At 73.2% G+C, this 12,752-nt stretch carries 9 protein-coding genes; 5 read left to right on the top strand and 4 right to left on the bottom strand.

The features are described 5' to 3' along the window. The first annotated feature begins 113 nt into the window (after window positions 1-113). Complete coding sequence (locus HHX37_RS19300) at window positions 114-875, top strand: SDR family oxidoreductase (RefSeq protein WP_182886301.1); 762 nt, start codon at window positions 114-116, stop codon at window positions 873-875. 28 nt (window positions 876-903) lie between these two features. Here HHX37_RS19300 and HHX37_RS19295 read toward each other — a convergent pair whose 3' ends face one another. The 3 genes from HHX37_RS19295 to HHX37_RS19285 all read right to left on the bottom strand — a co-directional run bounded on the left by HHX37_RS19295 (window position 904) and on the right by HHX37_RS19285 (window position 4,842). Further along, window positions 904-1,731 (bottom strand): ATP-grasp domain-containing protein, encoded by an 828-nt coding sequence (locus HHX37_RS19295; protein ID WP_182886300.1) that lies wholly within the window; start codon window positions 1,729-1,731, stop codon window positions 904-906. A 96-nt stretch (window positions 1,732-1,827) separates the two neighbouring features. Further along, on the bottom strand, window positions 1,828-3,378 hold the full coding sequence (locus HHX37_RS19290) for a glycoside hydrolase family 3 protein (protein WP_182886299.1): 1,551 nt from the start codon (window positions 3,376-3,378) through the stop codon (window positions 1,828-1,830). Window positions 3,379-3,465: 87 nt separating this feature from the next. Then, window positions 3,466-4,842: an alkaline phosphatase D family protein gene (locus HHX37_RS19285; protein WP_182879422.1), complete on the bottom strand. Its 1,377-nt coding sequence runs from the start codon at window positions 4,840-4,842 to the stop codon at window positions 3,466-3,468. 87 nt (window positions 4,843-4,929) lie between these two features. Between HHX37_RS19285 and HHX37_RS19280 the strand changes: the two genes are divergently transcribed. From HHX37_RS19280 to HHX37_RS19265, 4 genes are all read left to right on the top strand, one after another. After that, on the top strand, window positions 4,930-5,610 hold the full coding sequence (locus HHX37_RS19280) for a TetR/AcrR family transcriptional regulator (protein WP_182874869.1): 681 nt from the start codon (window positions 4,930-4,932) through the stop codon (window positions 5,608-5,610). After that, window positions 5,607-6,287 carry a DNA alkylation repair protein gene (locus tag HHX37_RS19275; protein ID WP_117409812.1) on the top strand — a complete coding sequence of 227 codons (681 nt, stop codon included), beginning with the start codon at window positions 5,607-5,609 and terminating at the stop codon, window positions 6,285-6,287. Before HHX37_RS19280 ends, HHX37_RS19275 begins: the two co-directional genes overlap by 4 nt. A gap of 149 nt (window positions 6,288-6,436) precedes the next feature. Next, complete coding sequence (locus HHX37_RS19270) at window positions 6,437-8,467, top strand: serine/threonine-protein kinase (RefSeq protein WP_182886298.1); 2,031 nt, start codon at window positions 6,437-6,439, stop codon at window positions 8,465-8,467. A 325-nt stretch (window positions 8,468-8,792) separates the two neighbouring features. Next, window positions 8,793-10,148, top strand: coding sequence for a cellulose binding domain-containing protein (locus HHX37_RS19265; RefSeq protein WP_182886297.1), 1,356 nt, complete (start codon window positions 8,793-8,795; stop codon window positions 10,146-10,148). A 45-nt stretch (window positions 10,149-10,193) separates the two neighbouring features. Here the strand turns inward: HHX37_RS19265 and HHX37_RS19260 are convergent, their stop codons facing one another. Next, window positions 10,194-12,449: an MMPL family transporter gene (locus HHX37_RS19260; protein WP_182886296.1), complete on the bottom strand. Its 2,256-nt coding sequence runs from the start codon at window positions 12,447-12,449 to the stop codon at window positions 10,194-10,196. Between the last annotated feature and the right edge of the window lie 303 nt (window positions 12,450-12,752).

The raw sequence follows: 12,752 nt of genomic DNA, 5'->3' as shown, positions 1-12,752 counted from the left end.
CACGCCCGCCAGGACGCGCCACCGTTAACCCGCGCCGTTGACCCGCGCCGCCGGACTCGACTCCGCCGCCACGCGGGACCAGCCGGGAACCGACCGGTCGGTACGCTTCCCTCATGACTATGTTCTCGGTGGAAGGCAAGACGGTCGTCGTGACGGGCGGCTCCCGGGGAATCGGCAAGATGATCGCGCGCGGGTTCCTCGACGCGGGCGCCACCGTCTACATCTCCTCCCGCAAGCGGGACGAGCTGGAGGCCACGGCCGCGGAGCTGGGCTGCCCGGCGGTCCGGGCCGACCTGTCGACCCCCGAGGGCGTCGAGACGCTGGCGCGGGCGGTGGAGGAGCGGGAGAGCCGGCTCGACGTGCTCGTCAACAACGCCGGGGCGAGCTGGGGCGCGCCCCTGGAGGAGTATCCCGAGCACGCCTTCGACAAGCTCTGGGACATCAACGTCAAGGGCGTCTTCTTCCTCACCCGCCGGTTCCTGCCGCTGCTGCGCGCCGCCGCCTCGCCCGACGACCCCGCCCGCGTGATCAACATCGGGTCGGTCGACGGGCTGCGGGTGCCGTTCATGGAGAACTACGCCTACTCGGCCGCGAAGGCGGGCGTCCACATGCTGACCCGGCACCTGGCGCATCGGCTGGCCAAGGAGTCGATCACCGTCAACGCGATCGCCCCCGGGCCGTTCGAGTCGAAGATGATGGCCTTCGCGCTCGACGACCCCGAGATGCGCGGCGCGATCGAGAGCGGCGTGCCGCTGGGGCGGATCGGCCGGCCCGACGACATGGCGGGCGCGGCCGTCTTCCTCGCCTCACGGGCCGGCTCGTACCTCACCGGGGCCGTCATCCCGGTGGACGGCGGCATATCGACGCACGGCTGAACACTGGCCCGCCCTGGTGGGCGCGGGGTCAGCCCGCCTTGAGCGCCTCGGCGAGGGCCTCGGCGAACAGGTCCGGCGCGGCCAGCTCGTCCCGCAGGAACAGGTACGGCTCGGTGAGCTCGACCTCCATCAGCACCGGCTCGCCGTCCGGCATCCTGACCAGGTCCACCCGGGCGTACAGCAGATCCGGCGGGACGGCGGCCAGCACCCGCTCGGCCAGCGCGAACTGGTCGTCGTCGGGGTCGCGCAGGGTGGCGCGGTTCTCCGCCGTGGCCTCGACGCCGCTGAGCATGGGATGCCGCCGTACGGCGTGGCTGAACCGGCCGCCGAAGTACAGCAGCGACAGCTCCCCCTCCAGTTCCACGGACGGGAGGTACGGCTGGACCATGACCGTGCGGCCCTCGTCGAGCAGCCGGGCCACGTGCGCTGCGGCGGCGTCCCGATCGGCCGTGCGGGTCGTGTCGCGGGCCCCCGCCGAGACGGCCGGCTTGACGACGTACTCGTCCCACTCGGGCAGCCCGGCGCCCGGCTCGGGCCAGAAGGTGGGCACGGTCGGCACGCCGAGCGTGCGCAGGTAGGTCTTGTCGGTGTTCCATCCGAGCACCGCCGCCGGGTTGAACAGCCGCGTGACCCGCTCCACCCGATGGGCCCAGGCGACGAACTCGTCACGCCGCTCGATGTAGTCCCAGGCGGAGCGGACGACCACCGCGTCGAACTCCGACCAGTCGGCCCGGGGGTCGCGCCAGTTCACCGGCGCCCCCTCGATGCCGACCCCGAGCCAGGCGGCGAGGGCGGTCTCCCGCTCGTCGTCGTGGCGGCTCACCGTATCGTCGGCGGTGACGTAGGCGACCTTCATGAAGCTCCCATCCGCGATGCGTCGGCGCCCATGCTACGGCGCGTGTCACACCGCCGGGCCGCCGCCCGCCCTCCCCCGCCGCCCGCTCGGGTGCCCTCAGCCGAGGCCGGCGAGGACCTCGGCCGCCGCCTGGCCGCAGACCCTGGCGGCGCCGTGCGTGGCGATGTGGACCGCCCCCAGGTCCGTACGGCCCGGCAGCCCCATCTCGACCACGACGCCGTCGGGCCGGGCGGCCAGCAGGCGCTCCAGCAGGTCCGTCTGCCAGGGATGCCGGTGGGCGTCCCGGACCACGACGACGAGAGGCCGCTCGGCCGCCTGGCGCAGGATCGCGGCGGCGACGCCGTCGCCCGGCTCGCGCGCGCCCCGCCCGTCCTCCGCGTGCCCGTCCTGCGCGTGCCCGTCCTGCGCGCGCACGTCCTCCGCGCGCAGGCGGGTGACCGTGGTGCCCGGCAGCAGCTTGCCCAGCGGCTCCCCCGCGCCCCACGGCATGCCCTTGTCGATCGCGAGGTTGGTCTCCGGCGCGAGCTCCACCACGTGGGGCGCCGCGGCCAGCGGCAGCGTCCCGGCCGGTCCGCGCAGGGTGACCCGCAGCGCCCGGCGGGCGGCGGCCAGCCCGATCTCGCCGGGCACGGCGTCCCCCGGCTCCGTCCCGGCCCGCCAGGCGGCCAGGGCGCGCACCCGGGCCGCCGCGTCGGCGAGCCGCTCCTCCGTCAGCGATCCCTCCGTCACGGCGTCGGCGATCGCGTCGCGGATGCGCGCGTGGGTCGCCTCGTCGGCGTTCTCGCCGCCCACGCAGACCGCGTCGGCCCCCGCCGCCACGGCCATCGCGCTCGCGCCGCCCAGGCCGTACCGGCCGGAGACCGCGGCCATCTCGATGCCGTCGGTGACGATCAGGCCCTCGAAGCCCAGCTCCCGCCTGAGCAGGCCGGTGAGGACGCGGGGGCTCAGGGTGGCCGGCCGCTCCTCGTCGTACGCCGTCACGAGCAGGTGACCGGTCATGATGGAGCGCACCCCCTCCCGGATCGCCACCCGGAACGGCAACAGCTCGACCTCGGCCAGCTCCTCACGTGAGGCGGTCACCCGCGGGATCCCGTGGTGGGAGTCCACGGACGTGTCGCCGTGCCCGGGGAAGTGCTTGGCGCAGGCGGCGACGCCGGTGGACTGCAGCCCGCGGATCCAGGCGGCCGTGTGCCGCGCGACGAGCCCCGGGGCGGCGCCGAACGCGCGCAGGCCGATGACCGGGTTGTCCGGGTTGGAGTTGACGTCGGCGGCCGGGGCGAAGTCAATGGTGATCCCGGCCTGCCGCAGGTCGTGCCCGATGTCCCGGGCCACCTGCTCGGTCAGCTCCACGTCGTCCACGACGCCGAGTGCGTAGTTGCCGGGCCGTGAGCTGCCCGTGCGGGCCTCCAGCCGCGTCACCTCGCCCGCCTCCTCGTCGATGCCGATCACGACGTCGGGGTTCTCCGCGCGCAGCGACGAGGTCAGGGCGGCGAGCTGGGCCGGGGTGTCCACGTTCCGCGAGAACAGCACGACGCCGGCGAGGCCGCCCGCGAGCCGCCGCCGCACCCAGTCGGGGGCGGTGGTCCCGGCGAAGCCGGGCAGGAGGACCGTGTCGGCCAGACGGAGCAGGTCAGGGCTTCGCTTCATGCTGCGTCCACAGGGCATCGCTCAGGCATGCCCCGCAATCTAATAGGAAACTTTCCTATTTGCCAGCCCCGGGACGTGCCCGGCGGCTCAGAGATCGGTGCGGTGCAGCCGGTTCTCCCTCACCTCGAAGCCCGCGATAGTGGTCAGCGGGGCGCCGGGCCGGTCCACGAAGGCGACCGCGCGGTAGTCGGCCCGGAAACCGGTCATGTCCGCCGTGCAGGACACGTACCCGTGCCGGCTGTCGAAGAAGGCGATGTGGGGGTTGATGTCGAGGATCTTGCTCGCGTCCGTGATGCCCGGCATGCTCGTCACCGAGGGGCCGACGAACTCGGCGCCGAGCGCGCGGGAGGCCGGGTCCGCCCAGTCCGCGCGCACGTCGCAGGCGTACGCGCTGTGCACGTCGCCGCTCAGCACGACCAGCCCGTCCGGGGCGGCGGCCAGCACGCGGGCGCGGGAGTCGGGGTAGCCGTCCCACGCGTCGGCGCTGACGGGTTCGAGCGGGAACCTGCGCTGGGAGAAGAACACCGCCTGCGCCAGCACCTTCCAGCGGGCCGTCGAGCCGCGCAGCCGTTCCAGCAGCCACTTCTCCTGCTCGGGGCCGAGCATGTCGCGTCCCTGGCGGTACTGCCGGGTGTCGGCGAGCAGGAAGTCGGCGACCCGCCCGTACGGCCGCCAGCGGTGGTTCTGCAGGCTCGCGCCGGACGGGCGCACCCGCAGCGGCTGGTGCTCGTAGTACGCCTTGAACGCGGCGGCCCGGCGCTTGAGGAAGGCGGCGGAGGCGCTTCCGTCGCCCGGCAGCGCGCCCGCCCAGTTGTCCCGGACCTCGTGGTCGTCGGGGATCGCGAGCCACGGCGCGGCGGCGTGCGCGGCCTGCAGGTCGGGGTCCAGCTTGTAGCGGGCGTAGCGGTTGCGGTACCCGGCGAGCGTGGTGCACTCGGCCGCCGACTCCAGCGGGCGCACCCAGCGGCCGGGCCCGGGGTTCTTCGGCTTGCCGTACTCGTAGATGTAGTCGCCGAGGTGGAGGACCAGGTCGGGCCGTTCGGCGGCGAGATGGCCCAGCGCGGTGAAGTGACCGTGCTCGTAACGCTGGCAGGAGACGAAGCAGAAGCGGACGGGGCCGGTCGAACCCGCGGCGGGAGCGGTCCTGGTGCGGCCCACGCGGCTCACGTGGCCCTCGGCGGAGAACCGGTAGAAGTAGTCGGCCCCGGGCCGCAGCCCGGCCACCCGCACGTGCACGCTGTGCGCCCAGTCGGGCTGCGCGGGCGTGGTGCCGGACTGCACGATCTTCCGGAACGCCTCGTCCTCGGCGATCTCCCACCGCACGGTCACCGACTTGTCCGGCATGCCGCCGGGCCGCGTCGGATGCAGCGGCTCGGGAGCCAGCCGGGTCCAGAGGATCAGTCCGTCGGATAAGGGCTCGCCCGACGCCACCCCCAAGGTGAACGGATACTGCAATTTCGCCATGTGCCCGATCCTGCCGTACCAGCGGCGGTCATGCCGGGAGGTCACGTGCGGCGAGAGTTGCGAACAAGCCCTTGCTCGACGGCCATAATGGGAGCCGTGAACCAGCGTAAGGACTCCGGCGGCACGGCCGTGCCGGTCAGGGCGAGGCGCGGCGGGGCCGGGCCGGCGTCGGAACGACGCGAGCACCTCGTGAGACTCGCCGCCGAGTTGTTCGCGCGCAAGGGCTTCCAGGCCACCACGGTACGGGAGATCGCGCTGGAGGCGGGCATCCTCTCCGGCAGCCTCTACCACCACTTCGACTCCAAGGAGACGATCGTCGACGAGGTGCTGCGCACCTTCCTGGACGATCTGATCACCCGTTACCGGGCCGTGCTGGAACGCCGCGGCGATCCCCACTCGGTCCTGGCGGAGATGGTCCGCATCGGCTTCGGCACCCTGGAGCCGCACCGGGCGGCCATCACCGTCATGCAGAACGACTGGAACTACCTGCGCTCGCTGCCCGGCGACCGGTTCGACTACCTGCTGCGCGCCGAGGACGAGGTGGAGCGCATGTGGGTGGAGCAGATCAGGGCCGGTCAGGCCGCCGGCCAGTTCCGCGACGACGTCGACCCCAAGCTGACCTACCGGATGATCCGCGACACCATCTGGGTGACCGTGCGCTGGTTCCGCCCCGGCGGCAGGCTCGACACCGACCACCTCGCCGACCACTTCGTCAAGCTCCTGTTCGACGGTCTCGCGACCGGAGAGCGGGCGAGCCGGCCGTCATGACACTGCACAAGGCGGTACGCCTCGCGCTGACGGAGGCCGCCGACCCCGCGCGCGCCCTGTCCATGCGGGCGTACATGAAGTCGGAGATGCCGTTCCTCGGGGTCACGGCCGTGCCGCGGCGGGCCCTGCTGCGCCGGCTCTTCACCGAGCACCGGCTCGACAGCGCGCCCGAGTGGCGCAGGGCGGTGCTGGCGCTGTGGCGCGACGCCGAGTACCGCGAGGAGCGCTACGCCGCGATCGAACTGTCCGCGCACCGGTTCTACCGGTCCTGGCAGACGCTGTACACGATCCCGATGTACGAGGAGATGATCGTCACCGGGGCCTGGTGGGACTTCGTCGACGACATCGCCATCCACCGGATCGGCACGCTGCTGCGGTTGTACCCGGAGAGCATGCGCCGCCTGGTGCTGGAGTGGGCGCACGACGCCGACCTGTGGAAACGGCGCGCCGCCATCCTGTGCCAGAACTCCTTCAAGGACGGCACCGACGTCCACCTGCTCTACGCCTGCATCGAGCCGAGCCTGTCGGACACCGACTTCTTCGCCCGCAAGGCCATCGGCTGGGCGCTGCGCGAGTACGCGAGGACCAACCCGCAGGAGGTGCTCCGCTACGTGAAGCACCGTGGCCTCAGCGGGCTGAGCCGCCGCGAGGCGCTGCGGAACCTCCCCGGCGCCTGAGGCCCCGGGTGCCCGGGGCCTCAGTGCGCCCCGTACGGACGACGGCACGCCCGGTCCCCCGGATTACATCCGGGAGGTGACGTTTTTGCTCCGGTGACAACCGCCCTTTCGGGTGAGACCTTGAGTCAGGGCGGATTCAAGGGGGCGTCATGAGGGCCTGGTCGGTACCGGGCTACCGGGAGGTACGGGAACTCGGCGCGGGCGGCGCCGGGCGGGTCGTGCTGGCGACCTACACGACCACCGGCGCCTACGTCGCGATCAAGTATCTGCGCGAGGAACTGCGCCGGGATCCGCACTTCCTGGCCGGGTTCCGGCACGAGGCCCGGGTCATGGTGGAACTGAACGACCCCAACGTCGTGCGCCTGTACGAGTACGTCGAGGCGCGCGACGGCGCGGCGATCGTCATGGAGCTCGTCGACGGCGTCTCCCTGCGCAGGATCCTCGCCGAGCACGGCTCGACCAGTCCCGAGGCCGCGCTGGTCGTGCTGAAGGGCTCGCTGGCGGGCCTGTCGGCCGCGCACGCCGCGGGCATCGTCCACCGGGACTACAAGCCGGAGAACGTGCTGGTCCAGGCCGACGGCGCGAGCAAGCTGTCGGACTTCGGCATCGCCACACCGAGCGGGACGCCGGAGGCCCCCGCCGGCACCCCGCCGTACATGGCGCCCGAGCAGTGGTACGGCGGGCCCGCCGGTCCGGCCACCGACGTCTACGCCGCCACCTGTGTGTTCTACGAATGCCTGACCGGGCGTAGGCCGTACCGCGCGCAGGACATGGCGGTGCTGCGCATGCTGCACCGCAGCGCGCCGGTCCCGGCCGGGGACGTGCCGGCCCCGGTGCGGGCCCTGGTCGTGCGGGGCATGGCCAAGAACCCGGCCGACCGGCCGCCGACCGCCCGGGCCTTCGTCGCCGACCTGGAGACGGCGGCGACCTCGGCCTACGGCCCCGACTGGGAGCAGCGCGGCCGCCGTCACCTGGCGGAACTGGCCACCCTGCTCGCGCTGACGTTCCCCCTGGCCACTCCGGCGGTGCCGGTCGAGGTGTCCACGTCGCTCGCCCGGACCGTGCTCGCCGAGCGGCTGACCCGCTTCGCCCCGCGCTTCGCCCTCGGCGCGGTCGTGCTGGCGGCCGTGGTGACCGCGGCTGTGGTCGCCGCCAACCGTCAGATGCCGGTCGCCCAGGGCACCCTGCTCACGCCGCCCCCGCCGCACAGCCTTCCCGCCGCGCCGCCTCCGGACACGGCCGGTCCGGTTCCGCCCGGGGCCACGGAGTCGTACGGCCCCGGCCCCGCGGACTCCACTCCCGAGGACGTCGGCGGCGCGGCCGGAGGCGGCACGGACGGCGACACGGACGGCGACACCGGCGCGGGCACCGGCGGCGGCGGGTCCTCGGCGGCGCCCGGGACGGCGGGGCCGGTCCCCTCTTACATGGGCGCGACGAGATCTCCGAGCCAGGCGCCGTCCCCGAGCCGCGCGCCGTCTCCCAGCCCCGCCCCGCCGCGGGTGACCGGGCTCGGCATCACCTCGTTCGACGGCCAGGCGGTGCTGGTCGACGTGCGGGCGAGCACGACGGGACGGGTGCTGCTCACCGCGCGGTTCGCCTCCGGGCCGTCGCCCGCCGCGCTCGTCGCCGCTCCGCCGCAGACGATCGCGCTGCGGGGCGCCACCTCCTACCGGATGGGTTTCCAGCAGCCCTTCCCCTCCCCCGCGTGCGGGACGACCGTGCACCGCAGGGTCGAGGTGTCCACGGTCCCGGCCGCGCGAGGAGGCGCCGGTACGAGCGTGGCGACCAGGACCGTCGCCGGTCCCCGGTGCCCCAAGCCGGACGTGTCTCCGGCGGTCCCGGGCAACAGCCCCGGTCCGCGCGAGAGCCCCGTGCCGGCCGGAACTCCCGGTGTGCCCAGAACACCCGACGCGCCGAAGACTCCCGATCCACCGAAGACTCCCGAAGCGCCGCGGACTCCCGAAGCGCCGCAGAGCCCCGACAGGCCGCGCACTCCCGGCGTGCCGCAGAACGGGCCGCAGGACACGCCACAGGACACGCCGCAGAGCGCAACACAGACCGCGGCACAGGCCCCGGAGATCGCGCCGCCGACGGCGCGACAGGGGGTACAGCAGGGGGTGTCGCGGAGTCCCGAATCGCCCGTGAAGGCGGAGGCCGGAGAACCCCGGACGGCTGACTGACTTTCGCCGGGACCGGTGAAATATTCACCGGCCGCCCCTCGCCGTTCCGGTGACTCCCGCCGCCCGCGCTCGCGAAGCGCCAGGTCAGTAGCCCTTCACAGGCGCGGCCTGAGCACGGTGTGAGCACGGCGGGCACTCCGCCTCGTTGACGCGTCCGGGTCTGCCCGGGTTGGCTCGCGCTCAGCGCACCAGACCACCTTCCGGGGGCATCGGCGGTCCGAATTGTTAACGCTCACATGAGGCATTCGTGCCGCCGTCGGCGGTCCCCACCAGCGCGTACGCGTAGCAGCGGAGAAACGTACCACTCGGAGAATGGGAAAAGCCTGTGCGACATGACAGCTCTTTTCGCCGGCGGTCGAGCCTGACGGCCGCCGCCGTCGCCGCGCTGCTGACGGCCGGCGCCGGGGTGGCCGGCGTCCACGTCGCGTCGGCGGCGACGGCCGGATGCCAGGTCACCTACACGGTGACCAGCGAATGGCCGGGCGGCTTCGGCGCGAGCGTCGGCATCCAGAACCTGGGCGACCCCGTCAACGGCTGGCGGCTGACCTGGTCGTTCCCCGCCGGGCAGACCATCACCCAGCTGTGGAACGGCACCCACACCCAGTCGGGCTCCCAGGTGACGGTCACCAACGCCTCCTACAACGGCGCCATCCCCACCGGCGGCAGCGTCGCCTTCGGGTTCAACGGAAGCTTCACCGGTTCGAACCCGAAGCCGGCGAGCTTCGCCCTCAACGGCGTGACCTGCACCGGCGGCGTCGCCTCCCCCACCGCCTCCCCCACCGTCACGCCCAGTCAGACTCCCAGCCAGACCCCCTCGCAGAGCCCTTCGCAGAGCCCGAGCCCGAGTCCCAGCCCGAGTCCCAGCCCGAGCCCGAGCCCGACGCCGAGTGCCACGCCGCCGGACCGCCCGATGATCAACAACAACTTCCCGGTCACGCGTGAGGGGGCGTACGGCACCAACCGCTACACCGTGTTCCGCCCGTCGAACCCCTCCTCCGTCGGGCGCGCGATGCCCGTGCTGGTCTTCGGCAACGGGGCCTGCGCGCACACGAACGGGAGCGAGGTCGTCCAGGCGCTGACGTTCATCGCGGCCCGCGGGTTCGTCGTGGTGGACACGGCGTCGGTCGACGGCTCGCCGAACGGGGTGAACAGCGGGTCACCGATCCCGTCGCTGCTGACCGACGCGATCGGCTGGGCCGAGCGGGAGAACGCCCGGAGCGGCTCGCCGCTCTACCAGCGTCTCGACCTGTCGCGGGTGGCCACCGCCGGGCACTCCTGCGGCGGGCTTGAGGCGCTGATCGCCGGGCAGGACCAGCGGGTCGACGGCGTGGTCTCCCTCGACAGCGGGTTGTTCGCCGACGGCTCGTTCGGCTACTCGCGCTCGGAGCTGTCCAAGCTGCACACGCCGGTGATGTTCCTGGACGGCGGGCCCTCCGACATCGCCTACGACAACACCCGGGCCAACTACGACCTGGTCAGGGTGCCGGCCGTGCTGGCCGAGCAGTCGCAGGCCGGGCACACCGGGTTCATCACCGGCTCGCAGATGACCGACGGCATGACCGCCGTGGTCCAGTTCCTGGACATGACCCTCAACGGCAACGCCACGGCGCGCTCGTACATCCTCGGCTCCTCGGGCCTGGCGGCCAAGGCGCAGTGGACGGTGCGCAGCAAGAACTTCTGACGGCGGCGTCCCCGCCCCGCCCCCTCGCCGGGTCTGGCGAGGGGGTCAGGGGCGCCGGGCGTGCCGGCCGGCGTCCACGAGCAGGGGCTCCGCCGGCCCGGCGGGCGGAGCGTCCTCCTCGTGGCCCTCGACCGACAGGTTCGGCAGCAGGCGGTCGAGCCAGCGCGGAATCCACCAGTTGAGCCGACCGAGCAGCACCATCGTGGCGGGCACGAGAAAGCCCCGGATCAGGGTGGCGTCGACCGCGATGGCCACCGCGAGCCCGACCCCGAACACCTTGACGAGAGGATCGGGGTAGGCGATGAACGCGGTGAACACCGCCACCATGATCAGCGCCGCGGAGGTGATGACGCGGCCGGTCGACCCGAGCCCCTCGGCCACGGCGGAGCGGTTGTCCCCGCTGCGCGTGTAGGCCTGCCGTACGGAGGTCAGCAGGAAGACCTCGTAGTCCATCGACAGCCCGAACAGCACGGCGAACAGCATGAGCGGCACGTACGTGTCGATGGGCACGGAGAAGAAAAGCGTCGCGAGGTAGGACCCGTCGGCCGAGACCGGCGGGTCCATGCCGACCACGCGGCTGCCCAGGCCCTGGGAGAACACCACGGCCAGCGCGCCGAAGGCGGCTCCGAGGGAGACGAGGTTCATCACCGCGGCCTTGACCGCGACCAGGGGCGCGCGGAAGGCCAGCAGCAGGAGCAGGGCGCTGAGCAGGACGACGACGCCGACGACCAGTGGGGTCCTGCTCATCATGCGGTCGCCCGCGTCGGCCATGCCGGCCACCTCGCCGCCGACGTGCAGGCGCGCCCCCGGCACCTGGACGGCCCGCACCCGCTTCACCACGTCGAGGGCCCGCGGGTCGCTCGGCGCGTAGTCGGGGACGACCTGGAACAGCACCGAGCGACCGTCGTCGTTGACCATCGGCGCGGCGACGAACGCGACGCCCTCGATGTGCTCGATCCGCTGTCGCAGCACCTGGACGAGCGGGTCGGGCGGCGTGGAGTCGGCGATCCTCTCGTCCGTCTCGGCGACCGCGATGAGCCCGGCGTTGGCCCCCGGGCCGAAACCGGCCTCGATCAGCTCGTACGCCCGCCGGGCCGACGTGCCCTTGTCGCCGTACCCGTCGTCGAGGGGGCCCAGCTTCATCGTGACGGCCGGGGCGGCGAGCGCCACGAGCACGACGACGGTGACGGCGAGCACCCGCCAGGGGCGGCGCGCCACCCACAGGCCGAGCCTCGTCCAGCCCGTCGCCGGGCCGTCCCGGCGGGCGGCGCGCCCGAAGAACGGCAGCCGCAGCGCGTTGATCCGCTGGCCGAGGATGCCGAGCAGCGCCGGGACCAGCGTGATCGACGTGAGCACGGCGCACACGACCGAGACGCCGGTGATCCAGCCGAGCGTGGCCAGCAGCGGGAACCCGGCGAGCATCAGCGCGCTCAGGGCGATCACGACCGTGCCGCCGGCGAACAGCACGGCGCCGCCGGACGAGGCGGCCGTGCGCCGGACCGCCTCGTGCACCGCGACCCCCCGGGCCAGCAGCGCCCGGTGCCGGGACAGCAGGAACAGGGCGTAGTCGATGCCGACGCCGAGGCCGATCATCGTGGCCAGGATGGACGCCGTCGAGGGCACGTCCACGATGTGACCGAGCAGCCCGATGAGGCCGAGCCCGACGCCGATGCTGACGATCGCGGTGAAGATCGGCACGATCGCGGCGACCAGCGTGCCGAAGGCGAACAGCAGCACCAGCAGCGCGAAGACGACTCCGATGACCTCGCTGACGCCGGTCTTGATCTGCTTGTCGGCGGGAGTGGAGCTGTCGGAGGGGACGACCTCGATGCCCGCGCGGGCCGCCGGAGCGGCGGCCGCGGCGAGCTGTTCGGAGGTCTGCGCGATCTTCGTGGTGTCCTGTCCCCTCAGCCGCACGGTGATGACGCCGATGCGCAGGCTCGGCGACATGCCGCCCACCCGGTACGGCGTCTCCACCTGGGCGACGTGCGGGGTCCGCCGCAGGGCGTCCATCGACCGCTCGACGGCCTTCTTGCGGGCCTTCTCGTTCAGCGTGCCCTTCGGGGTGTACAGGACGAGCTGCACGGTCCCGCCCGGGTCGAACCCGGGGCCGAAGCCCTCGCGCATGAGCTCGTACGCCCGCTGCGCGTCGGTGCCGGGGATCGCCACGTTGTTGTTGACCGGCCGGCCCCACACCACCGTGCCCGCGGTCAGCAGCCCCGCCGCGAGGACCCACAGCGCGAGCACGAGCAGGCCGTGCCGAGCGCACCATTCGCCGAGCCGCCCAAGAAGCCCGCTCATCGTCGACCGTCCGTCCCCGGGTAGCACGTCACGACGGCCGTACCCTACGGCCGTACAGTACGAGGGTAGAGGCAGGAGATCGGGGGGCGGACGCCACCTTCGCCCTACGCGCCCGTGGTGGTCCGGTTACCCGCCGGCGACATCGGCGGGGCCGGCGACCCCCGCCCGGGTCTCCCGGCAAGGCGGTCACGGAGTTTCGGAAAAGAACTTTTCATGCGGCTCGCCGGGCCGATCCCTCCCCCGTGACCCGCGTGCGCGCCGGGCCGCCCAGGGTGTGGCGCGGTCAGGGGCGGTCCGGCCCAC

The sequence above is a fragment of the Microbispora sp. H10885 genome, from assembly GCF_014161415.1.
Classification (GTDB): Bacteria; Actinomycetota; Actinomycetes; order Streptosporangiales; family Streptosporangiaceae; genus Microbispora; species Microbispora triticiradicis.
This window is presented reverse-complemented; position numbering and strand designations above follow the sequence as displayed.